This window comes from Mesorhizobium koreense (assembly GCF_031656215.1).
In the GTDB taxonomy this organism is placed as follows: Bacteria; Pseudomonadota; Alphaproteobacteria; order Rhizobiales; family Rhizobiaceae; genus Mesorhizobium_L; species Mesorhizobium_L koreense.
In genome coordinates this window covers 3,502,456-3,524,950 of record NZ_CP134228.1, presented here as the reverse complement: position 1 = coordinate 3,524,950, position 22,495 = coordinate 3,502,456, and the positions used below count along the sequence as shown (strand labels likewise).

Sequence of the window (22,495 nt, the reverse complement as noted above, 5' to 3'; positions counted from 1 at the left end):
GACCTGCGAAGGATCACATGGCGCGCGGTGCCGTCCCGCCAGCCACCTGTCGCGGGGCAAAAGAATACAAGCAATGTGACGGTTCAGAACGCATGTCTCTGAATCCGCTGTGACTTTTGTTCGATGTCCGAGATCATGTCGGGTTTACTTGTATCTTTTGATTGCATGACCATTCGCCCATGGAGATGTCCTTTGGCCCCGCTCTATCGAAGCATTGCCGAACAGTTGCTGAGCGAATTTTCCGGCGGCAATCGGTCGACCGATATCGCATTGCCGTCAGAAGCCAGCTTGCAGCGTGCGTTCGGGGTCAGTCGCACAACGGTCCGAAAGGCCTTGGCCGAACTTCAATCATCAGGAGTGATAGCAACGCGGCGGGGAATCGGGTCGCACTTCATTGCCGACAAGATCAACAAGCCGATCTCGTCGCGCGTGCATTTCCGAAGCGAAGAGCGGGATCGGGGAGCAAGCCCGCAAGTGCGTGTCCTCGGCTACACAACCCGGCCAGCCTCCACGGCGGAGGCGGTGCATTTCCGTTGCAAGCCCGGCCAACCGATAGGCGATCTCTGCCGCCTGCTGCTGCTCGAAGGAAGACCGACGGTCCATCAACGCGCTGTGCTTCGTCTGCCGAAACCGGAAGACTTGACCACCTCCCAGTTCGAGAACGTCTCGCTCTACGAGATGCTGCGTCGGCGCTTTTCACTGACAATACCCAGGATCAGCAAGACGCTCGAGGCCGTCGAGGCGCCGCCAAATATCGCAAAACATCTTTCGATCGAGCCTGGAGCTGCCGTCTTTCGTATCCAGCGGATCGGCTCGGCGCCGGACAGCACAGTCGTCGAACTGTCCACGAATTTCGTCCGGGGGGATCGCTACTACTTTTCGTACTCGGGCTCGAACGAGGATCTGGAGCGGTGAGCATCCTCGCCTTCGATCTCGGCGGGTCTGCGCTGAAGGCTTGCCTGTTCGAAGACAGCGGCCGCGCGGTAGCCCGGGCGCGCGTTGACCTCGGCTTTGATGAACCGGTGCCGGGCTGGTCGGAAGCAGACCCGGTCCGGTGGTGGGACGCTCTGCGGAATGCCGTTGCCGTGTTGGTCAGGGAGGCGCCGCCCTCAGTGGCCGGCATACAGGCAATCTCGATATGCGGGTTCACGCGCACACAGGTTTTTCTCGACGGCGAGCTTAATCCCGTGCGTCCAGCGATCGGATTTCGCGACCGTCGCGCGTCTGATTACGGCGAGCTGATGCGCGTGAACGCCGCCGGCGACGATCCCGACATTGATCAACTCAACGGATTTCATCCGCTGTCGCGGCTTCTCTGGCTGAAGGAGCACGAGCCCGAAAATTGGCGCCGCATTCGCTACGTTCTCGAGCCGAAGGACTTTCTCAATCTCGAACTGACCGGCATCCCCATATCCGATGAGGTCTCGCACTATTGGCTCGCGAAGGCCTTTGAAGGAGGGCAAGCGTCCCTCGCGGCTCGTTGCGGCATTGATCGCGCCATCCTCCCAAGCCTTGGCCGGCCTCATGCCGTCATTGGCGCGATCAGTGCTGCGGTGTCACGCGAAATGCCGTTCCTGAAAGGCGCCACGGTCGTGGTCGGCTCCAACGACACCTGGTCGGCGGTCGCGGGAATGAGTGGGTTGGTGCCAGGCCGAGCCTATTGTGTCTCCGGCTCATCGGAAGTGGTGGGCATGATCTGCGGGCGCGAGGCCCACGCAAGCGGCCTCGCCACGGTGCGTTGGGGGAGGGACCTCTGGCAGCTCGGCGGTCCCGGCCAGAACGGATCGAATACGGTCGATTGGGCGAACGCGGTTCTTCGAAGCAATGAAGCTCATGCGGTCTGCACGCGAGACACGCCTCAGCCGCTGATCTTTCTCCCCTATCTGCTTGGAGAGCGAACGCCGTTTTGGGACGGCGATCTGCGCGGTGCGCTTCTCGGGCTGGAAGCAACGACGGGCGCGAGCGACATCAGGCAAGCGGTTATGGAGGGCGTCGCCTACATAAACCGAGTAGTTGTGGAGCGAGCGGAATCGGCGGCTGGGCACATCGCTTCCGAATTGCGGATCGGCGGTGGAGGAGCGCGAAACGCCCGCTGGAACCAGGTCCGCGCGGATGTACTTGGCCGTCCGGTGCTCGCTTCCGCCGAGCCAGAGACAGGACTTGCCGGTTGCCTTGCCACCGCAATCGCCGCTCTCGGTTCGGACTCTCCCGGCGACGACCTGCAAAGCCAACCGCGCTTCCGCCGCTTCGATCCGTCTCCCGATCGGCAGGGCCGTTACGACGAACTTTATCGCCTCTTTGGCGAAGCACACGAGGCACTCGCGCCGATATCCCGCCAGCTCGCTGGCATGGCACGGCGGGACTCCGCGCAATCCATCCACTCTCACAAGAAGGGAATTCTATGAAGACGCTGTTCAAGGATCGCTACAGGCAGGGCAAGCTTCTGATCGGCATGGTGCACACGCTGCCGCTGCCTGGATCGCCGCTCTACGACCGTGCCGGCGGCGTGAGGAAAGTGGCAAGGCAGGCGCTGCAGGAAGCACAGATTCTCCGCAATGCCGGCTTCCACACGATCATGTACTGCAACGAATCCGACATGCCCTATGAGCAGCGCATGCGGCCCGAGACGATCGCGGCGATGACCGACGTCATCGCCGAATGCCAGGCCCATGTCGATATTCCCCATGGCGTGAACATGCTGATCGACCCGTACGCCTCCATCGCGATAGCGCATGCCACCGAGGGCGGGTTCGTGCGCTGCTTCCTGACCGGCTGCTACGTCGGCGATCTCGGCCAATACGTGCCGGATGCGGCGGGCGTCTTGCGCATGCGAGCGGATATCGGCGCGGAAGAGATTGCCATCATCTCTAACGTTACGGCCGGTTTCTCGGTCAACCTTGATCATCGCTCCGTGGCAACCGCCGCCAAGGGCGCCGTTTTCCTTGGACTGGCCGATGCGGTCTGCGTTTCCGGGCCGGCGGCCGGCGCGGAGGCGGAGCTCGCCATGGTGAAGTCAGTCGCCGATGCGGTGCCAGACACACCGGTCGTGGTGGGGACCGGCGTATCGAGGGAGAACATCGCCAGTCTCGCCGCTGTCGCGGACGCCTTCATCGTCGGAACCTCGATCAAGGTCGATGGCAAAACCCTCAACCCCGTCGATCCCCGGCGCGCCGACGCGCTGATGCAAGCCATCGCCGCCTGATCATGCGCGTCTGTATCGTCACAGGTGCTGACGGCGGTATCGGATCGGAAGTCGTCCGCTGCCTGCTTCGCGATGGCTGGAGTGTGTATGCGTCCGGGCTTGGCGACGCGCTTGCCCCGGACCTGATCCGCGAAGCAAGCACTGCGATTGCTTACTTGGCCGCCGATCTCACAAATTTCGATGCGGCTGAGAACCTCGCGGCGCGCTGCGTCGAGCGATTTGGACGCCTCGACGGCCTCGTCCATTGCGCCGGCCAATCGAAGGTCGCGTCGCTCCGGGAGTTGAACCTCGACGAGTGGGACCATCTTCTCGACGTCAACCTCGGATGCGCCTTCCGTATGGTCCGCGCCGTGAGCGGCCCGATGACCGCGTTCGGACGTGGTGGCGCCATCGTCATGATCTCATCGATCGCCTGGCTGAGCGGCGGCGCCAATCCCGCCTACGGTGCGGCGAAAGGGGGCGTGAACACGCTCACTTTCAATGTCGCTCAGGCCTTGGGACCCCACGGAATACGCGCCAACGCCGTTGCGCCGGGCATCATTGCCACGGCCATGGTGCGCAACGCCTTCAAGGCCGAGGGCTTCGCCAATCTCGATCGAGCCGCCTCCGCGCGAACACCGCTACGGCGTCTCGGCCGCCCCGAAGAGGTGGCGGAGACGGTCGCGTTCCTGATGTCGGAACGGGCATCGTTCATCACCGGCGCGGTGGTCCCGGTCAGCGGCGGGCTTGAGCTTCTTTCGCCGATCGGCAGCCTCGCGGAGGCCGCAGCATGAAGCCGTTCCTTGCTCGCTACGGAACCGCATTGATGGGAGTGGCAATCTGCGTGCTGCTCGCGGTGTTCGCGCAGAACTTCGCGACTCCGGCCAATCTCGTGAATGTGCTCAAGCAGTCGAGCTTCCTCATGTTGCTGGCTATTGGTTTCACCTTTGCGCTCATCACCTCGGAACTCGATCTTTCTTTCGCCAGCATCTGCAGCCTTGCCGCTGTCGTCACTGGCGCGCTTCTCTATCACCACTATCCGTTTGTGCTTGCCATCCTGGTGGGACTGGGGATCGGCGCGGCCGGCGGTATGCTCAACGGATGCCTGGTGACGGTCGTGAAGGTGCCGTCGCTGATCGCGACGCTCGGCATGGCTTCCATCGCTGGAGGCACCGCCTTCATGCTGACGGGCGGCGTCGCCTTTGTCGGGCGCTGGGATCCCTATTTTCTTTTCCTTGCCAAAGGTTCCGTCCTCGGCGTGCCGGTTCTCGTGATCGTCACCGTCGTGGCTTTCGCCCTGTCGGTGCTGGTCACCGAAAGGATGCGCCTCGGCATTCATATGCGCGCCACCGGCGAGGCGCCGGAATCCGCGCGGCGGGCCGGCGTCGCAATCCGGAGGATGAAATTCCTCGGCCTGACGCTGTCGGGATTGGCCGCCGGTCTCGTGGCTGTCCTATTGGTGGCGAATCTCTCGTCCGCATCGCCTGACATGGCGGGCGATTTCCTGCTCGAGGCGATCGCGGCGACTCTTCTCGGCATGACGATGTTCACGCCGGGCAGGGCCAATGTGGCCGGCTCCGCTGCCGGCGCGCTCATTATCACCGTGCTCGGTAACGGCCTCGTGCTGCTCGGCGCCGCCTATTACCTGCAGAGCATCGTTCTCGGGCTCATCATCATCGGCTCGGTGAGCGTCTCCGCGAGCGTGATGAAGAAGGCGGCCTTTTCCATGTAGCCGAACAACCAGAACGTCTGAAACATAAGCAGGGAGGACATTATGAAACTTCAATCGTTTGCCATCGCGGCTGCCACCGGTCTCTTCATGGCGGCCACGAACTCGGCCTTTGCCTTCGACCTCGGCATCATTGCCTTTCAGATGTCGGCCGAGACTCACGCGCGATGCGCCAACGCGGCTGAGGCCGCCGCCAGGGAGAAGGGGTGGACCGCCACCGTTCTCAATTCCAACGGCGCATTGCCGACCCATGCACAGCAGATCCAGGACCTAGTCCAGAAGAAGGTCAACGGCATCATCCTTTGCATGTCGAAGCCCGTGCAGTTCGACGCGCAACTCGCCGCGGCCAGGAAAGCGGGCATCCCGGTCATCTCCGTGATGAGCGGCGGCAGTTCGCAGACGCTCTTCGACATCGAGGACAATGAATACGCCGCCGGCGCGATGTCGGCGCTCTATCTGTTCGGCAAGATCGGCTATGAAGGCGCCATTCTCACGGAACGCTTCGACGGCAATGTCGGTACGCGCATCCGTGGAAAGGTGCTCGATGTCGTCCTTTCCGAGAACACAGGCGTCACCGTCGCCGGCTCGCATTCCATGGCCAAGACCGCAAGTTGGCAGGATGACGTCCGCAAGGGAATGCAGGCGCTCATTCTGCAAAATGCCGGCAACTTCAAGGGCGTCTGGGCTTCCTTCGACGGCCAGGCCTTCATCATCGATGATCTCCTGCGCGATCAGGGCCTGAAGAAGGGCGATGTGACGCTGGTGAGCACCGACGGTGGACCGGAGGCGTTCCGGCGCATCAAGGATCCGGATTCCATGCTTACCGCGACCGTCGCGATACCTTTCGAGGCCATGGGCAAGGCGGCTGTCGATGACATGGAGCGCATCGCGGTCAAGGGCGCGTCGAAGGAGTCGATTGTCTCCGGCCCCTATCTCTACATGCCGGCCGAACTCGTTGACGCCTCCAACGTCGATCGATTCCTGAAATAGCGGTCAGGCGCAGAGCCCACCGCAGAACTGAATCACCAGGTTCATGAAGGAACAGCCGAAATGGACGCCATTCTTTCGGTCACGGACCTGCGCAAGACCTATCAAGCGGTCGAAGCCTTGCGCGGTGTCGCTCTCGAGGTCAAGGCGGGCGAAGTGCACGCGATCTGCGGCGACAACGGCGCGGGCAAGTCGACGTTGATCAAGCTGATCGCGGGTGTCGAGACCGCCGACGGCGGCGAAATCCGCGTCCGGGGACGAAGCGTCGCCTTCAACAATCCGCGCGACGCACTGGCGGCCGGCATCGCGACGATCCACCAGGATCTGGGCCTCGCACCCCGCATGACGGTTTACCAGAACATCTTCATGGGTTCCGAACTGGAGCGTCGATCTTTCGGACTGCGCCTTCTCGACCGGAAAGGGATGATGGAGCAATCGCTCGGTTACCTCAGGCAACTGAGTTCCAGCCTCACCGATATGACGGTCGCGGTGGAGGGTTTGTCGGGCGGCCAGCGTCAAGCCGTCGCGATCTGCCGGGCGCTCCGATGGAAAGCCGACATCATCATCATGGATGAACCCACCGCCGCTCTCGGCGTGCGGGAAACGGAGCAGGTTTTGGCGCTTATACGCCAGCTAAAGGCAAACGGGACAACCGTTATCTTGATCAGCCACAACATGAACGACGTCATCTCGGTTGCCGACCAGGTGACGATTCTGCGCGCCGGCCGCACGGTGCTGTCGACCGGGGTAGGGAAACTCACGGCTGAAGCGCTTGCACAGCTTGTACTCGTCGGGAGGGCAGCCGATGGAACATATTCTTGACCGGATCGTGGCATACAAGCGCGAGGAAGTGGCGTCAGCACGCGCTCGTGTCTCCGAAGCCTCGCTTGTTGCCGCAGTCTCCGGGGCTCCGGCTGTTCGCGGCTTTGCGGCTGCGCTGGCCGCACGATCGCGCGCGGGTCGGCTCGGTCTCATCGCCGAAATCAAGCGCGCCAGTCCCTCAAGGGGCGTCATTCGCCAGGACTTCGAGCCGGATCGACTCGCAACGGCCTATGAACGAGGCGGCGCGGCCTGTCTTTCCGTCCTGACGGACGGACCGTCGTTCCAGGGTGATCCGGAGCATCTGCGCCTGGCGCGCGGCGCCTGCGCGCTTCCGGTCATGCGCAAGGATTTTCTCGTCGACCCCTACCAGGTCTTCGAAGCGCGGCTCTGGGGAGCTGACGCGATCCTTATCATCATGGCCGCCGTAGGGGACAGGTTGGCGAGCGAACTCGAGGCGGCAGCCGCCCAACTCGGCATGGACGTGCTGGTGGAGGTTCACAACGAGTACGAGCTCGACCGTGCGCTCTCGCTGAGGACGAGCCTGATCGGGATCAACAATCGTGATCTCAGAACGTTTCAGCAATCTCTGGACACCGCGCTTCGGCTTGCCCCGCATGTTCCTTCCGACCGCCGCGTGATCGCCGAGAGCGCAATCCGTAGCCACGCCGATTGCAGATTTCTTGCCGACCACGGAATCACAAGCTTTCTCGTCGGCGAAGGGTTGATGCGGCATGACGACCTGGAGGCGGCGACTCGAGCTTTGCTCGGGGAGGGGGGTTAATCAATGGCCGATCAGGAAAATCTCCTTCTCAAAAAGTGCTCGAATGGCTTCCCGGTCGCTGAGCTCACGAATGCATTCGTCTCCTTCCTGTTCGCTGCCTCGGCACCCGTGGCAATCATTCTCAGCGCAGGCGCGAAGGGCGGCCTCAGCCAGTCCGACATCGCGTCCTGGATTTTTGCCGCCTTCGCTATCAATGGCGTGCTGACGATCGCGATGTCGGCAATTTACCGGCAACCGCTCGCATTCTTCTGGACGATCCCCGGCACGGTGCTCGTGGCCAGCGCGCTGCAGCACCTCACATTTCCCGAGGTGATCGGGGCTTATTTCGTCACCGCCGCGCTCATACTTGCGCTGGGACTGACCGGGTCGGTCAAGATCGTCATGGACCGCATTCCCTTGCCGATCGTGATGGGCATGGTCGCCGGCGTCTTTCTCGGCTTCGGGCTGGATTGGATCAGGTCGTTCGGATCCGACCCCTGGCTTACGGCTGCGATGACGATCACCTTCTTCGTGCTCTCAGCCTTTCCATCAATCCAGAAGCGATTCCCGCCAATGATCGGCGTGCTGATCGCCGGTGTCGCTACGCTGATGATCGCCGGAAAAACCCCGAGCATCGAGGGCATTACACTTGCCACCGCCTTCGCGCGGCCGCAGCTCTACACGCCGGTATTCTCCTGGCCGGCCGCCTTCGAGCTGGTTCTCCCGCTCGCAATCACCGTGGTTGCGGTCTATACGCCACAAGGTGTGTCGCTCCTGAGAAGCGCAGGCCATGAGCCGCCCGTGAATGCAATCACCAATGCCTGCGGCATCTTTTCGGCGCTGGCGGCATGCTTTGGCTGCGTCTCGACCTGTCTTACCGGCCCGTCGAGCGCCATCCTCGCGTCCAGCGAGGATAAAGGCCGCCATTGGATCGCTGGAATCTGTTTGGGGATACTGGCGATACTGTTCGGCGTATTCTCGCCGCTCGTCACGCGAGCCTTGTTGGCGACGCCGAGAGCGTTCGTCGCGTCGCTCGCTGGTCTGGCGCTTCTTCGCATCCTCCAGAGCGCATTCCAGACCTCTTTTAAACAGAAGTTTTCACTGGGTGCATTGGTCGCCTTTCTGGTGACGTTGGGCGCCCCGCCGCTCTTTGGCATAGGCGCGCCTTTTTGGGGAATCGTATTTGGCCTCGCTACAAGCGTGGCCTTGGAAAGGAGTGACTTCCGTGACAGTCCACCCGGCCCGGGACGATAATTCGTCCGTAGCGGTCCGGCGACAGCTCCTGGATTTGGCTTCGCGTCTCGATCTTCGATCGATACGGCATTCAATCGTGGCGGCTGAGCAACTGAGCTTTCATCGGGCAGCCGCAGTCCTTGGTGTCAATCAGTCTGTGGTGAGCCGCAAAATCCGCGCTCTAGAAGACCAACTCGGCGTGTCCTTGTTCGAACGGCACCACGCTGGCGTCCGCCTTACAAGAGCTGGTAAGGAATTCATCTGTCAGGCGCGATCCTCACTTGGCGATCTCGATTATGCCGTAAAAGCCGCGAGAAGCGCTGGCAACGGTTCTCGAGGGTGCTTGCGCATCGGGTTCGTCTGCTCTTTGTCGACGGGCTTCCTTCGTGAACTTGTCATGGAGTTCGCACGTGCCCACCAGGCAGTCACGATCGAGTTGAACAATGGAGCGCCGCCAGACCATGTTCGATACGTACGTGACCGTACGATAGACATCGCTTTCCTGATCGGATCGCCAGGTCTGGTGGATTGCGATGCGGAGGTTTGGTGGCACGAGAGAATATTTTGTGTCCTACCATCCGATCATCCTCTTGCGGTCGCCGATGCTGTTAATTGGTCAGATATTCGCGCTGAATCTTTCATTGTGAGCCGCGACGAGCCGGGCCCTGCGATCCACACCTATCTCATCAAGCGGTTGGCGACCCTCGGTGTCCATCCGAATGTGCGGCGCCTGTACGTTTGCAGAGAAAGTCTGATTCACCTAGTGGAAATGGGATTTGGCATCACGCTGACAAGTGAGTCGACCGCAGGTACCCCATTTCGAGGTGTCGTGTTCAGGCCAATAGCAGGGCGGCGCGACATACTGCCGTATGTTGGTGTTTGGTCGCGTACCAATGACAATCCCGCGCTGCGTCGGTTCGTAAGCTTGGCCCGGCTCAAGAAGAGTGCCGGACTGCCTGTGGTTTCAGTGGAACGTCGGGAGACGTTCTGTAGAACGACCAAACCGCGGCCCTAAGTCCTGACGCTCGGTTCTATGTGCCCAACTTTGCGAGGTCGACGCCGGTCGACGGCGGCTCAGGAGAAGCTCCCCGTCTTCTTTTCGCGAAGCGCCCTGGCAAAACCGCGGTCAGCGGCCATGAACCGCTGGATCATGGATAGATTAGCTTCGCAGGCGCACATTGAATCACGAAATCGGAAATCTCGCGAGGTTGAGGCGGGTGTCCAGCTACGCAGCCCGAACTCCATGGAAACAGCGTTATCCTACCCCCATTGACCATTGCAACCCTCCCAGCTCTTCCGCCGTCATGCACTTAGATGTCGATGACGATCTCGCGTGTATGCGACCTTGAGCAGCAGATTGTCATGTGCCTATTCGTCGCCTTTTCATCGTCCGACTGCCATTGGTCGCGATGATCCGGCAACCCCTCCACAACAGACGTCAGGCATGTGCCGCAGACACCCGACTGACACGAGGACGCAACACTGACGCCAGCTTCCTGAAGGACTTGCAGAATGGTACGACCAATAGGCACGATCAGGCGTAGGTTACTGCGCCGCGCGACAACGGTGAACGCCGTGCCGGCGTCTTTCGAACCGACCGAAAAGCGCTCGAATCGGACACTGCCGCCGGGCCAACTTTCCGCTTTGGCCGCAGCTGCAACCGCGTTGTTCAGGCGTGTAGGCCCGCAGCAATAGACACGGCTGTCGATCCTCGGGCCGGATAGGACCTTTCGCGGGTCCAGGCGCATCCCGGTCGGATCTGCACCGAGATAGATGCTGACGCGGCGTCGAAATGGCGCCTCGTGAAGCTCATCGAGAAAGGCTGCTTTGGCCTCGCTGCGGGCGGCATAGTGTAGTTCGAAGTCCCCGCCCATTTCATGCAGACGGTAGGCCATGGAAAGAATCGGGGTGATGCCGATGCCGCCAGCGATAAGGATGTATTTCGACCCGGTCTCATCCAGCGGAAAAAGATTGCGGGGAAAACCGATACGCAAGGTGGCGCCGACCTTCAGACGGTCATGCGCCGCGATCGAACCGCCCCGGGACAGCTCTTCACGAAGGATCGCGATACGATAAGGTCCCTCGGCTCCTGGCCTGCCGCACAATGAATACTGCCTGATCATTCCATCCCCAAGGATCAGATCGATATGCGAGCCGGCGGTGAAGCTTTCGAGTGGATTGTCATCGGTTCTGGCTAGTCGCAGGGAGATGATGTTCTCGGCCTCCTGCCTGCGGTCGATGACCCGGACCTCGATCGCGCCGCTCGCCGCACTGCCTGTTGCAAGCTTCGACATGCTGGCGGCAACAGGATGGAAGATAACTGGCAGGCGGCTGAACGCATGAATAGTGTTGTTCAGGGCAATTTCCGGTTCCCCAACGGTGATCCGGTCGACACGCGACATCATGGCCTTGAGAAGCGACTCCATCTCCATCCGGGCCAAATGCATGCCCGCGCAAGCGTGAACACCATGTCCGAAACCGAGATGGTCGAGATCCCGACGCGCAATATCAAAGCGGTCGGGGTTCTCGAACCGACGCTCGTCCCTGTTCGCAGACGCATAGAGCATCATGGCCCGGGCGCCTCGTGGCATGTCCACTCCGTCAATGGTGCAGTCTTGCGTCAGCGTTCGCGTGAAGGAGCGTATGGGCGAGCCGATGCGGACGGCCTCGTTGACCGCGTTGGCTACGAGGGTCGGGTCGGCTCGCAGCAGTTCCCATTGTTCGGGATTTCGACCGAGCTGATAGATGAGATGGCCGGTAGCAGAGATGGTCGTATCCAGGCTCGGATTGATGTAGTCGCGAAACAGATGTGGGACGAAATCCACGGGGATCGCCCCTTCTCTGGCAAGCTCATGGATGCGCGCCGTCCAGCTCCCAGGCTTGAGGCGATCGAGCGTTGCTTTCGTAGCGATCCACTGCCGCATTTCCGTCAGCGTTTCAGCGCCTCTGCGGCCGCGCTCGTTCTGCACGCCGAGAATGTTGAAAGACGCCGCAGCCCAGTTCAGCATGTTCGCGCGCCCGTCGTCGGGCAGTCCAACCAACTCCGTCACGAGCGAGAGAGGCAGCTTGCGGGCGAAATCGGCCATCCCGTCGAACCCGCCGCTGCCGACTAGACGGTCCACCACCTTCACTGCGGCCACTTCTATACTCTCACGAAGGTCTTCGAGCGCCGCTGGTAGCAAGGGGGTAGCCATGGCGGCACGCATTTCGTCGTGCCGCGGAGGGTCTGACATAAGGGTGTTTCCTTGGAGGAACTGGCAGCCAAAGTCATCTCCCGCAACGCCACTGGCAGATGAGAAGACTTTCCAGCTGCGTAGAGCCTCCCGGACGGCCGCATAGCGTGTAAAGGCAAAGTTTCGGTGCCGCGGGAGCCAGATCACAGATCCAAGCATTCGCATTGCGGCATAGTGATCCCACGGATGACGGATAACGTCGTCCGCATAGAAATCCACATCATACTCCGGGACCCCATGTGCTGTGGCGTGGGGGCATTGGCTGCTTGCATCTTCGTTCATGGCGCTCCTCGCTAAGATGCGACCTCTATCTACCGGTTCGCGCGAGACCCGTATGAGACCCACGTCAAAGCTTACTCCAGCTCTATTTGCACAATATGATAATCACACAATTTGTGAATTTGATTTTATCGTATATAGATAATTTTTGAAACAAGATTATCACATGACCCATCGCGGGAGTTCGGGAAAAGTGGCATGTTCAGTTCGATCTGTTCGTTGGGGCGTTGCTACGCAAGCGACGACAACCGTACAGTCGAGCGCGCAGACTTCCGTCTTCAGCATGAGTTGTAGATTAGCCCGTGATGTTTAGCTTTTTTGCCGTCAAGTTAGCTCTCCAAGTTTTGCCGTGCGCATCATTCGTACAGAGGGGCCGCAGCTGCTCCAATTGGCACTTCGATCAGCGTCGGGCCCGGAGTCTCCAGCGACGTGCGAAAGGCCCCTTTTAGGGTGTCCGAATTTTGGGCGAGAATGGCAGGGCAGCCGAGAGCGCTCGCAAGCTCTGTAAAGTCTATCCCGGAAACGTCGATCCCGGGAATATTCCGGGTCTGCATCATCTGGCCGAATGCCCGCATGGCGCCATAGCCCCGGTTGTTCAGGACTACGAATGTGACAGCCAACCTTTCCTGAACGGCGGTCCACAGGCCTTGAATGGAATACATGGCAGAGCCATCGCCTAAGATCGCGATCACGCGCCGTTCGGAGTGGGCTAAGGCTATGCCGGATGCTGCCGGCAGTCCGAACCCCAGCCCACCGCTGGCCATCGCGTAGAAGTGCTGATTTGTCTTTATGGGTGAATAGCGCTGCATAGCGCTTCTGTGGGATGGCGCTTCTTCGACAAAGACGGCATCCTCGGGCGCCAAGCCGGAAATGACATGCATGACAAATTCCGCCGCAAGCGGCTCCGTGGCAACTGGAATGCCGCAGGCAGGGCGCGCCGCCGCCGTTGACGGCGTACGCGGTTGCAGCCGCTCGATCAGTGCGGGCACCGCCAACGCCAGCGATGCTATCAGCGACGCCGCGAGCGGCGAGGCGGCAGCCAGGACAGGGTCGTCTGTAATCTGAAGGATTGTCGGCATCGTCCTGGCGACCGCCCGATTGTCTGGAACATGCAGCAGGAAGGCGGGGCCACCCAGCACTAGCACGCAATCGTAGCCCGACAGAGCCTCTGCCAAGGGCCTGGTAGCGGGTGGAAGAAAACCGGCAAAGCGCTGATGGTCCTGCGCTACGCCGTCACGGCTGATCAAAGGTGCCGCCCACACATCGGCGCTGATTTTCTCCACCAGCGAGGTGACCAGTTCCTGCATGCCTTCGCGCCCGACGCCGGGGCCGAAAACAATTGCCGGGCGCCGCGAGCCATTGATGACGCCTGCAAAATCATCGACGACTGAAGGATCGGGACCAAGCTGCCGGCTTCCCTTCCGAAGCTCGAGCGGCTCCGCCGGCCTGGCCCAGTCGTCGGAAGGAATGGAGACGAAAGTCGGTCCGCATGGCGACTGTGCCGCGATCTCACAGGCCTGCGCTATCGCCAGGGGCACATCCTCGGCGCGCGCTGGTTCGCAACTCCATTTCACGTAAGGCTTCGGAAATTCCGCTGCGTTCTGCGCGCCGAGAAACGGCTGCAGGGCAAGCAGCGAACGGGCCTGCTGCCCGGCCGTAATGACAAGCGGGGTCTGGTTCTTGAAGGCGGTGAATATGCTGCCCATCGCATGGCCGACACCGGCGGCGGAATGAAGGTTGACGAGGGCCGGCCGGCCGGTGGCTTGCGCGTATCCGTCGGCCATGGCGACGACGATCGATTCCTGCAGGCCAAGGATATAGCGGAAATCGTCCGGCCAATCGCCGAGGAACGCGAGTTCGGTCGAGCCCGGATTGCCGAATACGGTTCGCATGCCAAGCTCGCGCAGGAGCTGCAATGTCGCCGTTCGCACCGTTGATTGCATTGCTACCATCCCGAAATCAGTTCTTTTGCCTCTCCTGACGAAAGGCTTCATGACAAACGGGATGCTATCGCTGTCGACAAGTCGATTGGTTTTTCAACAAGCCGGTTTCGGTTTTCGGCAAGTGTCGGAATTACTGCAGCAAGGCATGCTTCAGCTCCGACAGTGCTATCCGGGACTCCGTTCCGCTCTTTGTCGCAATATAGATATCGCAGCGGGCCCAGTCGTAGTCGAGCGGGATGCAGACAAGTCCCCGTTTGGTGATCTCGCTTGCCGAAGTGCTGGCAGGCATCACGGTAATGCCCAGGCCACCTTCGACGACCCTGCAGATTGACGCAAAGTCACTGACGTCGATGCCATGTCGAAGCTGTACGCCGTGTTGACTCGCGATGCTCTGTAACAGGTCCGAGATCACCGAGTCGCGCGGTACGATCAAAGGTTCTTCGGCGAGATCGTCAAGATACAGCACCGTCCTGCGGCTCAGGCGATGATCGGGAGGCACCACGGCGCCGAGCCTGTCCACCCGATACAAGGAAAAGTGCAGGCTCGGATAATCATGCGAGCCAAGCACAATGCCCATGTCCGCATCGCCGGACAACAAACTCTGGGCTATCGAGTCGCTGGTCTGCTCCACCACGGAAAGGTGAACGTTGGGGTTCGTTCGCAAGTACGCCTGCAACTGTTCGGGCAGTTCGCCGAAAAGCACCGGGCCGCTGACGGCCAGTTTCAGATCGATGGCCGATCCGCCCTTGAGGCGGCCGATATCCGTCTGCAAGACGTCAAGATCATCGGCGCGCCGCTCCGCGTGTGCGGCAATCGCCATGCCGACGCGGGTAAGCGTGAGACCATTCGCCTGGCGGTTGATGACCGTCGCCCCCAAGACGTCTTCCAGCTTGCGGATACGACGGCTCGCCGCGGAAGGAACGATGTGTAGTTCCTCGGCGGCGCGCGAAAGATGACCGTGCTTGCCAATGGCGGCGATCAGCCGCAAGGTCCGGGGCGTCAACTGGTCGTCCAGCGTCTCGCGTCTCACGATTCACCTCCCGCGACAACAATCCATCCGATCCATTATCACAACTGTCTCATAGCCACAGCATGCGAATATCGGGGCAGGCGTGGCCGCATCTTCTCAAATTACGACAATTTACCCTGGTTGTGAAACCAGCTAAAGCAAAGTGCGCGACCTGCGCAAAACAAGTGCGAGCGATGAATGGCCGGCCTCGACCGATACGTGAATGTGCTGAGACTGTTCAGCGAGACCAGAAAGAACTGGACCGTTCCTGACCTTGCTGAAGCAGTTGAGGCTCCGACAAGCACGCTGTACCGGACGGTGCGGGAACTGGTTGCGGCAGGCTTCCTCGAGCCGTCGATAGAAGCGAATTTCCGGCTGGGACCTGCCTTCGTCGAATACGATCGCCTGGTGCGGCTGACCGATCCGCTGGTCAAGGAAGGCGCGGAGTTCCTGCCCGATCTCGTCAAGGAAGCACCCGTGCCTTGCGTTGCCTTGCTGGCGCGGCTCTACGGCGATCGGGTGATCTGTGCGGCCGATGCCAATCAGCCCGGTGTCTTCATCAGGACCAGCTATGAGCGGGGCCGGCCGATGCCGCTGACGCGCGGCGCGACATCGAAGGCGATCCTGTCGCAATTGCCTTCGCGGCGGCTGGGCAAGCTGCTTGAACGGGATGTCACCCAATCCGTGCCCAATGCCGACAAGGCGAGCTTCGTCTCGGAACTCAACAGCGTCCGGCGAAGGGGCTATTCCGTGACCCGCGGGGAAGTCGACAAGGGCCTGGTCGGCATTGCGGTTCCGGTGGCATGCCCCGGTCAGGCCATTGCCGCCAGTCTCAGCCTCGTCATTGCCGACAGCGACCACAGCGCAACCACCGAACGTGGCATCGTCATGCTCCTCGTCGCATCCGCCGATATGTTGCGGCAGCGCATCGAAGCGTAACCAGCCCTCGCCTGTAGCGAGAGCCTGGCGACACACCAGCAATCACAATTCGCAATGCCTAGGGTGGGCCAAATCGGGGAAAATTCGCCCGTTTGACATTTTTCCTGTTGCCAAAATATCAAATAGTGATAATTCAGAATGAAGCATTATATCAAATTATCTGATTTAGCCAATTGGAGTTGTGATGCCCCTCACCGCGGTACGAGCCGGAGCCTATCTGCATCACGTTGCGTTCGAGAGTTCGAATCCTCGCCAGCTGGCGGATTTCTATGCCAGCGCAATGGATATGGTGGCTGAGCAGACCGGCGAGGACGAATGGCGCTGCAGCGGTCCCAACCGCCGTTTCGTCGTGCGGCGCGGAACCGACCGAAAGCTGTCCTATGCCGGGTTGGCCTGTCGGGATTCCGACGGATTGGAAGAGTTGAAAGCGCGAGCCAGGTCGGAAGGCTTGGACATTCTGGCCGACCCTTCGCCTTACTTCCAGGACGGCGCGTTCGCCGTCAGGGGACCCGATGACCAGATCATCGTCTTCGGCGTCGCCAAGGCCGACACGGTCGTGCGCAAGGGACTGCAGGGCCCGACGCAGCACCTCACCTTCGCAACATTCGATGTGGAAGCTTTCGAGGCCTTTTTCCACGGCAAGCTCGGTTTTGCCTTGTCGGACAGGGTGTTGCATGCCGACGGAACGCTTGCGACCAGCTTCGTGCGCTCGAACCACGAGCACCATACGCTGGCCTGCTTCAAATCCAACCGGCAAGGCGTCGACCACCACAGCTATGAGGCGGGTGATTGGAATGTCATCCGCGACTGGTGCGACCGGTTTGCTTCGCTGGGCATTTCGCTGATGTGGGGGCCGGGGCGGCATGGTCCGGGCAACAATCTCTTCATTTTCATCGAGGACCCCGACGGCAACTGGATCGAGATTTCCGCCGAGCTCGAGGTGGTGCACGACCGGCCGGTGAAGAACTGGCCCCAGGAAGCACGCACGCTGAACCTTTGGGGAAAGGCGATCTTGCGCTCCTAGCTTCCGCATGCGGCGGGCGAGGGCACCGCGCGACCGACAAAACAAAACGCAATCAGGATCATACGATGCGACTGATCAGTTACACGCGCTGCGGCGTACCGGGATTTGGCGTCATGCAGGACCGTCAGCTGATCGCGCTCGCCGGACGTCTTGCTCCCGGCGTCCAAACCTTGAAGCAGGCGATCGCCGCCGATCTGCTGGGTGCGATTGCCGATTTCATATCCGGTCGTCCCGGCGAACTGGCTTTGTCGGATGTCTGCCTGCTTCCGGTGATACCTGATCCGGCCAAGATACTCTGCATCGGCCTCAATTATGAGAGCCATCGCCGCGAGACGGGTCGTCCGGTTTCGGAATATCCCTCGGTGTTTGTCCGTTTTGCCGATACCCAGGTCGCCCATGGGCAGGCCATCTGCAAGCCGACAGCCTCCGACGCGCTGGATTTCGAAGGCGAACTGGCTGTTGTCATCGGGCGTGGCGGGCGAAACATTCCCGAAGGCGACGCCATGGCGCATGTGGCGGGATACTCCTGCTACAACGATGCGACGATCCGCGACTGGCAGCGGCATACGCACCAATTCACGCCCGGCAAGAATTTTCCGGGCACCGGCGCCTTTGGTCCATGGCTGGTGACCGCCGATGCTGTGCCCGACTGCACGAATTTGCCGATCACCACCCGCCTCAACGGCGAGGTTGTCCAAAGTGCGACGTTTACCGATCTCATCTTCTCCATTCCCAGGCTCATCGCCTATTGCTCCGCCTTCACGCCGCTGCAGGCCGGGGACGTGATCCTGACCGGCACTCCCGGCGGTGTCGGTGACCGCAGGGAGCCGCCGCTGTTCATGAAGGCGGGCGACTTGATCGAGGTCGAAATCGGTGGCGTCGGATGCCTCGCCAATCGCGTTGAGAATGAAATCTGACCCCCATGGAAAGGGATTCCAGGCCGCGTCTTGAAACCGATGTGCTGGTCGTCGGCGCCGGGCCGACCGGGTTGACGCTCGCCAATCTGCTGGGTGGGTTTGGCGTGGCAACCATTCTGGTCGAACGCAATGCGTCGACGGTCGACGAGCCGCGCGCCGTTTCGATAGACGACGAATCGATGCGGGCAATGCAGGCGATCGGCCTTGCCGACGCCGTGCTGGCCGCCACCACAAGGGCTTATGGATCACGCTACATCTCTCCCGGCGGCAGCGTGTTCGCCAAGGTTGATCCGCTGTCGCGGGAATACGGTTTCGACAAGCGCAATGCTTTCGAGCAGCCGGTTCTCGAAAACCTTCTGAGGCAAGGCCTCGGCCGGTACGGCCATGTCGCTCAACTGTTCGATCAGGAACTGGTTTCCTTCGAACAGGATGAAGCAAGGGTGACTGCCAAACTCGGTTCGGGAATGTCGGTCTCGGCCAAGCTGATGGTTGCCTGCGACGGTGGCCGGTCTTTCGTTCGGAAATCGCTGGGCGTCGAGATGGTCGGCTCCACATTCACCGAACGTTGGCTGATCGTCGATCTGGTCAAGACCTCAAATCGCTTTCGCCATACGGAAGTGTTCTGCAATCCGGGGCGGCCATGCATCTCGCTTCCAGGCCCGCGCGGCATTCGACGATATGAGTTCATGCTGCACAAGGACGAGGCCGATCAGGACGCCACCAGCGAGCCGTTCGTGCGCCGTCTGCTTGCGGAAGTCGGTCCTGATCGCGAAGCGCCGCTCAGGCGCGTGCGCGTCTACACATTCCATGCCCGCATAGCCGAGACGTGGCGTCGGGGGCGCGTCTTCCTGGCTGGAGACGCGGCTCATCTGTCGCCGCCCTTCGCCGGTCAGGGCATGAACAGCGGCATCAGGGACGCTCACAACCTTGCCTGGAAGCTTGCCGCCGCACTGGCTTCAGCACGTGAGTGCAATGAATTGCTCGACAGCTACCAGTTGGAGCGAAAGCCACATGCCTGGCAAATGATCGGCCTGGCTTTGCGCATGGGCAAGGTGATGATGCCTTCGTCGCGCCTGCAGGCCTTTCTGCTGCGGCTCGGCTTCCGGATTCTGAGCGTCTATCCGCCGGCCCGGGACTATGTCGCGCAGATGCGCTACAAGCCGAAACCGCGTTTCGACCGTGGCATGCTGTGGCCGGATGGGCGAGGGGGCGACCACATGCTGGTCGGACGTCTGTTTCCCCAGCCAATCGTCGAGTCCGAGCATCATCAGCGCCACCGCCTCGACGATGTCCTGGGGTCGGGCTCCGCCCTCATCGTTTTTTCGGAACGCCCGGACAGCGTCGTCGGCGCTGATATGGCGGCGGATTTCGAGCGCCTCGGCATACGCGTCATCGGGCTAACCCCGGAATACATGAACGCCGTCTCGGCGGCATTTCCGGTCTATCGGGATGTTTCGCGCTTCACCAGCGCCAAGGCGTTCAGGGCCTACACGGATCAAGCCTTCCTGCTCAGGCCGGACCGCTATGTTGCGGCGACGGCAGCACTTTCGGACCTGGGCGCGATCCTGGAACACGCAGCAAAAATAGCAATCGGCGATACGCCGAGCCGAAGCATCGGCGCGGGCAGCGCCACGGTGCCGGAAGGCGATGCATTGGAAAACAAGGAGGGCCATCATGTTTCAACCTGACCTGATCATTGGCGGAAGCCGTGGCCGGCATGACTGCGAAACGTTCGATCGCGTCAATCCCGTCAGCGGTGCGGTAGCCTCGAGGGCGGCGTCCGCCAGTGTCGATGACGCCAATGCAGCGGCAGATGCCGCGCAAGCCGCCTTTGCCGCCTGGGCATCCCTGGGTCCCTCCGACCGCCGCGCGCGGCTCAACGCGGTCGCGGACGTCATTGTCTCGCGTCATGACGGCTTTGTCGAACGCATGGTCGCCGAGACCGGTTCGACCCGTGGCTGGGCGAGTTACAACGTTCACGAGGGCGCCAACATGTTTCGCGAGGCGGCCGCCATGGTGAGCCAGATCAAGGGCGAGGTCATTCCGACCAATGTGCCCGGCAATTTGTCGATGGCGGTCAGGCAGGCTGCCGGCGTTTGCCTGGGTATCGCACCCTGGAACGCCCCGATCATCCTTGGTGCCAGGGCGATGGCCATGCCGCTGGCCTGCGGCAATACCGTGGTTTTGAAGACCTCCGAAGTCTGTCCGGCGGTGCATGGTCTGCTCGGTGCGTGCCTGGTTGAGGCGGGGCTGGATGCAGGGCAGGTCAACGTCGTCCATGCCTCGGCCAAGGATACACCTGCGGTGATCTCCGCGCTGATCGAGCATGCATCGGTGCGCAGGATCAATTTTACCGGTTCGACGCGCGTCGGCCGCATCATCGCGCTGCAGGCGGCGGCATTGCTGAAGCCCGTCCTGCTTGAACTAGGCGGCAAGTCGCCGATGGTGGTGCTGGAAAGCGCCGACCTCGACAAGGCGGCGGATGCCGCGATCTTCGGCGCGTTCATGAACCAGGGGCAGATCTGCATGTCGACCGAGCGGATCGTGGTGGACCGCACAATAGCGGCGGCGTTCGTTGAAAAGTTTTCCGCGCGCGCGCTGGCGCTGTCCGCGAAAGATCCGGCAAAAGGTGAAGCGCAGCTTGGCGCGATGGTAAGCGAGGCCGCGGCGCAGCGGATCGACGATCTGGTCGCCGATGCCGCAACGCATGGTGCGTCGATCATCTCGAAAGGCGCGCGGCAAGGCACCGTCATGCAGGCGACGATCGTCGACAAGGTAACGTCGGCGATGAGAATCTACGCCGAAGAAAGCTTTGGCCCGGTGACGACCGTCGTTCATGCCGACGATCTGGCGGATGCCATCCGGATCGCGAACGATACCGAATATGGACTGTCGGCATCGGTGTTCGGGGAAGATATCGGGCAGGCCACGTGGGCCGCCGCCCAGTTGCAGTCCGGCATCTGCCATATTAACGGGCCTACGGTCCATGACGAGCCGCAAATGCCTTTCGGCGGCACCAAGAACTCCGGCTTCGGGCGTTTTGGCGGAACCGCGGGGATCGACGCCTTTACCGAACTGCGATGGATCTCGATCCAGACCGGCGCACGGCACTATCCAATCTAGACGGCCAACGACGCTCTCATCCTGATCTACAAGCCGCCTGGTCTATCATGCGACTGGCGGCAGTTCCGCTATCCGCTGGTCAACTGGCGTGTTCGTCGAAAGCTTTTGCCAGCCGTCTGACGCCTTCGCTGATCCTGTCGGGTTGAGCGGAGGAGAAGCTCAGGCGCAGCGTGTTGGCGCCGCTGCCGCTGTGGCTGAAAGCGATGCCGGGCACATAGGTCACGCCTAGTTGCGCGGCGTGCCGCAGCATCGCCGCGGTGTCGATTTCCATCGGCAGCGTCAGCCAGAAGAAGAAGCCGCCCTGCGGCACGCTCCAGGCACCGCGATTGCCGAATTCGCCGCGCAGGGCTTCCGCCATCCTTTCGCGGCGCTCGCGGTAGGCGACCTGGATGGGGCGGGCAAACGGCTCGACACCATGCGCGAGCAACCTGCCCAGTGCGGCCTGCGCTAGCGAATTGGCCTGCAGGTCCTCTGTTTGCTTCAGCAGCGCCAGTTTTTCGACGACGAGCGCCGGTCCGACAACCCAGCCGATGCGCAGGCCCGGTGCGATGGATTTGGAGAAGGTGCCGAAATAGAGGGTCCGTGCGTCCTCTATCGAATGCTCGCCGACGTCTATCGATAGCAATGAAGGCAACGCTTCGCCATCATAGAGCAAGGCCTCGTAGGGATCGTCCTCGATCAGCACCGTGTCGAGTTGATGTGCGAGGGCAACGAGGTGCTGACGCTGGCCGAGCGATAGCGAAACGCCTGTTGGATTCTGGAAGTTCGACATGGCGTAGATCAAGGACGGTGCAGCCGTGCGGGCGTCGAGGCCGGCCAGCCGGGCGCCATGTGCCAGAAACACCTGCAATGCGCCGGGATATGTCGGCGACTGCACCAGGACGGTGTCGTCGGGATCGACAAAGGCTTCCGACACCAGGTTGAGGGCCTGTTGTGCGCCACTGGTCAACAGGATGTTGGCGGGCTCGCAGCGCACGCCCCTCAATGCCATATGCGAGCACAGGCGCTGCCGCAAAAGCATATCGCCCTCGCTGGGGCCATATTGCAGGGCGCTTCGTGCGGCGGCGGTATCGTCGAAGATGTCGCGCAGCACGTCGCGCATCTGCTCGACTGGGAAGAGCGACGCATCCGGCTCGCCAGGGCCGAAGGGAATGGTGTCGGCGGCGCGTGGGAAATTGGAGAGGGCGCGGATCGCCGATGGGATCGCGCGGTTGGCATGCTTTGAAAAACGATCCGGCCAGTCTGTCATGAGATTCCCGTCAACTGTCGATTTCCTGCCGAAGGCCTCGAGCCGCCAGCTTGATGCCCCTCCGTAC

19 protein-coding genes are annotated in these 22,495 nt (G+C 61.3%); 15 read left to right on the top strand and 4 right to left on the bottom strand.

Annotated elements, in window-relative coordinates; all coding sequences use genetic code 11:
• Positions 1 to 192: 192 nt before the first annotated feature.
• The 10 genes from RBH77_RS16775 to RBH77_RS24015 are packed head-to-tail and all read left to right on the top strand — an operon-like array spanning position 193 to position 9,727.
• Positions 193 to 915, top strand: a complete 723-nt coding sequence (locus tag RBH77_RS16775; RefSeq protein ID WP_311028724.1) for a GntR family transcriptional regulator — start codon at positions 193 to 195, stop codon at positions 913 to 915.
• Positions 912 to 2,405, top strand: coding sequence for a xylulokinase (locus RBH77_RS16770; protein ID WP_311028723.1), 1,494 nt, complete (start codon positions 912 to 914; stop codon positions 2,403 to 2,405). Before RBH77_RS16775 ends, RBH77_RS16770 begins: the two co-directional genes overlap by 4 nt.
• On the top strand, positions 2,402 to 3,202 hold the full coding sequence (locus tag RBH77_RS16765) for a BtpA/SgcQ family protein (protein ID WP_311028722.1): 801 nt from the start codon (positions 2,402 to 2,404) through the stop codon (positions 3,200 to 3,202). The genes RBH77_RS16770 and RBH77_RS16765 overlap by 4 nt, the downstream gene beginning before the upstream one ends.
• A gap of 2 nt (positions 3,203 to 3,204) precedes the next feature.
• Positions 3,205 to 3,975, top strand: a complete 771-nt coding sequence (locus tag RBH77_RS16760) for an SDR family NAD(P)-dependent oxidoreductase (RefSeq protein ID WP_311028721.1) — start codon at positions 3,205 to 3,207, stop codon at positions 3,973 to 3,975.
• A complete protein-coding gene (locus RBH77_RS16755; protein WP_311028720.1) occupies positions 3,972 to 4,913 on the top strand; it encodes an ABC transporter permease in 942 nt (313 codons plus the stop codon). Before RBH77_RS16760 ends, RBH77_RS16755 begins: the two co-directional genes overlap by 4 nt.
• Before the next feature lie 42 nt (positions 4,914 to 4,955).
• Entirely contained in the window at positions 4,956 to 5,900 is a 945-nt protein-coding gene (locus tag RBH77_RS16750; RefSeq protein ID WP_311028719.1) for a sugar ABC transporter substrate-binding protein, read from the top strand.
• Between the two features lie 60 nt (positions 5,901 to 5,960).
• Positions 5,961 to 6,719 carry an ATP-binding cassette domain-containing protein gene (locus RBH77_RS16745; protein ID WP_311028718.1) on the top strand — a complete coding sequence of 253 codons (759 nt, stop codon included), beginning with the start codon at positions 5,961 to 5,963 and terminating at the stop codon, positions 6,717 to 6,719.
• Complete coding sequence (trpC, locus tag RBH77_RS16740; RefSeq protein ID WP_311028717.1) at positions 6,703 to 7,500, top strand: indole-3-glycerol phosphate synthase TrpC; 798 nt, start codon at positions 6,703 to 6,705, stop codon at positions 7,498 to 7,500. Before RBH77_RS16745 ends, trpC begins: the two co-directional genes overlap by 17 nt.
• Before the next feature lie 3 nt (positions 7,501 to 7,503).
• On the top strand, positions 7,504 to 8,733 hold the full coding sequence (locus tag RBH77_RS16735; RefSeq protein WP_311028716.1) for a benzoate/H(+) symporter BenE family transporter: 1,230 nt from the start codon (positions 7,504 to 7,506) through the stop codon (positions 8,731 to 8,733).
• Positions 8,696 to 9,727: a LysR family transcriptional regulator gene (locus RBH77_RS24015; protein ID WP_371832793.1), complete on the top strand. Its 1,032-nt coding sequence runs from the start codon at positions 8,696 to 8,698 to the stop codon at positions 9,725 to 9,727. Before RBH77_RS16735 ends, RBH77_RS24015 begins: the two co-directional genes overlap by 38 nt.
• Before the next feature lie 295 nt (positions 9,728 to 10,022).
• On the opposite strand, the gene RBH77_RS16730 is transcribed toward RBH77_RS24015, so the two are convergent.
• The 3 genes from RBH77_RS16730 to RBH77_RS16720 all read right to left on the bottom strand — a co-directional run bounded on the left by RBH77_RS16730 (position 10,023) and on the right by RBH77_RS16720 (position 15,197).
• Entirely contained in the window at positions 10,023 to 12,227 is a 2,205-nt protein-coding gene (locus RBH77_RS16730) for a cytochrome P450/oxidoreductase (RefSeq protein ID WP_311028715.1), read from the bottom strand.
• A 353-nt stretch (positions 12,228 to 12,580) separates the two neighbouring features.
• Complete coding sequence (gene mdlC, locus RBH77_RS16725) at positions 12,581 to 14,167, bottom strand: benzoylformate decarboxylase (RefSeq protein ID WP_311028714.1); 1,587 nt, start codon at positions 14,165 to 14,167, stop codon at positions 12,581 to 12,583.
• A 130-nt stretch (positions 14,168 to 14,297) separates the two neighbouring features.
• Positions 14,298 to 15,197, bottom strand: coding sequence for a LysR family transcriptional regulator (locus RBH77_RS16720; RefSeq protein WP_311028713.1), 900 nt, complete (start codon positions 15,195 to 15,197; stop codon positions 14,298 to 14,300).
• A gap of 177 nt (positions 15,198 to 15,374) precedes the next feature.
• Here RBH77_RS16720 and RBH77_RS16715 point away from each other — a divergent pair, with 177 nt between their 5' ends.
• The 5 genes from RBH77_RS16715 to RBH77_RS16695 all read left to right on the top strand — a co-directional run bounded on the left by RBH77_RS16715 (position 15,375) and on the right by RBH77_RS16695 (position 21,179).
• The gene (locus RBH77_RS16715) at positions 15,375 to 16,115 is read left to right on the top strand and encodes an IclR family transcriptional regulator (RefSeq protein WP_311028712.1); all 741 of its coding nucleotides are present in this window, start codon (positions 15,375 to 15,377) and stop codon (positions 16,113 to 16,115) included.
• Between the two features lie 184 nt (positions 16,116 to 16,299).
• Complete coding sequence (locus tag RBH77_RS16710; protein WP_311028711.1) at positions 16,300 to 17,139, top strand: VOC family protein; 840 nt, start codon at positions 16,300 to 16,302, stop codon at positions 17,137 to 17,139.
• 65 nt (positions 17,140 to 17,204) lie between these two features.
• Positions 17,205 to 18,056, top strand: coding sequence for a fumarylacetoacetate hydrolase family protein (locus RBH77_RS16705; protein ID WP_311028710.1), 852 nt, complete (start codon positions 17,205 to 17,207; stop codon positions 18,054 to 18,056).
• Positions 18,057 to 18,061: 5 nt separating this feature from the next.
• Positions 18,062 to 19,744, top strand: coding sequence for a bifunctional 3-(3-hydroxy-phenyl)propionate/3-hydroxycinnamic acid hydroxylase (locus RBH77_RS16700; protein WP_311028709.1), 1,683 nt, complete (start codon positions 18,062 to 18,064; stop codon positions 19,742 to 19,744).
• The gene (locus RBH77_RS16695) at positions 19,731 to 21,179 is read left to right on the top strand and encodes an aldehyde dehydrogenase family protein (RefSeq protein ID WP_311028708.1); all 1,449 of its coding nucleotides are present in this window, start codon (positions 19,731 to 19,733) and stop codon (positions 21,177 to 21,179) included. The genes RBH77_RS16700 and RBH77_RS16695 overlap by 14 nt, the downstream gene beginning before the upstream one ends.
• Positions 21,180 to 21,258: 79 nt before the next feature.
• On the opposite strand, the gene RBH77_RS16690 is transcribed toward RBH77_RS16695, so the two are convergent.
• Complete coding sequence (locus tag RBH77_RS16690) at positions 21,259 to 22,281, bottom strand: aminotransferase-like domain-containing protein (protein WP_311028707.1); 1,023 nt, start codon at positions 22,279 to 22,281, stop codon at positions 21,259 to 21,261.
• Between the last annotated feature and the right edge of the window lie 214 nt (positions 22,282 to 22,495).

Bases quoted from the DNA above. Each gene is read 5' to 3' on its own strand.
- RBH77_RS16765 (WP_311028722.1), top strand. From the start codon at position 2,402: ATGAAGACGCTGTTCAAGGATCGCTACAGGCAGGGCAAGCTTCTGATC.
- RBH77_RS16745 (WP_311028718.1), top strand. From the start codon at position 5,961: ATGGACGCCATTCTTTCGGTCACGGACCTGCGCAAGACCTATCAAGCG.
- RBH77_RS16705 (WP_311028710.1), top strand. From the start codon at position 17,205: ATGCGACTGATCAGTTACACGCGCTGCGGCGTACCGGGATTTGGCGTC.
- RBH77_RS16735 (WP_311028716.1), top strand. From the start codon at position 7,504: ATGGCCGATCAGGAAAATCTCCTTCTCAAAAAGTGCTCGAATGGCTTC.
- RBH77_RS16730 (WP_311028715.1), bottom strand. From the start codon at position 12,227: ATGAACGAAGATGCAAGCAGCCAATGCCCCCACGCCACAGCACATGGG.
- mdlC (WP_311028714.1), bottom strand. From the start codon at position 14,167: ATGCAATCAACGGTGCGAACGGCGACATTGCAGCTCCTGCGCGAGCTT.
- RBH77_RS16750 (WP_311028719.1), top strand. From the start codon at position 4,956: ATGAAACTTCAATCGTTTGCCATCGCGGCTGCCACCGGTCTCTTCATG.
- RBH77_RS16690 (WP_311028707.1), bottom strand. From the start codon at position 22,281: ATGCGCGACGTGCTGCGCGACATCTTCGACGATACCGCCGCCGCACGA.
- RBH77_RS16700 (WP_311028709.1), top strand. From the start codon at position 18,062: ATGGAAAGGGATTCCAGGCCGCGTCTTGAAACCGATGTGCTGGTCGTC.
- RBH77_RS16710 (WP_311028711.1), top strand. From the start codon at position 16,300: ATGCCCCTCACCGCGGTACGAGCCGGAGCCTATCTGCATCACGTTGCG.
- RBH77_RS16695 (WP_311028708.1), top strand. From the start codon at position 19,731: ATGTTTCAACCTGACCTGATCATTGGCGGAAGCCGTGGCCGGCATGAC.
- RBH77_RS16760 (WP_311028721.1), top strand. From the start codon at position 3,205: ATGCGCGTCTGTATCGTCACAGGTGCTGACGGCGGTATCGGATCGGAA.
- RBH77_RS16755 (WP_311028720.1), top strand. From the start codon at position 3,972: ATGAAGCCGTTCCTTGCTCGCTACGGAACCGCATTGATGGGAGTGGCA.
- RBH77_RS16715 (WP_311028712.1), top strand. From the start codon at position 15,375: ATGGCCGGCCTCGACCGATACGTGAATGTGCTGAGACTGTTCAGCGAG.
- trpC (WP_311028717.1), top strand. From the start codon at position 6,703: ATGGAACATATTCTTGACCGGATCGTGGCATACAAGCGCGAGGAAGTG.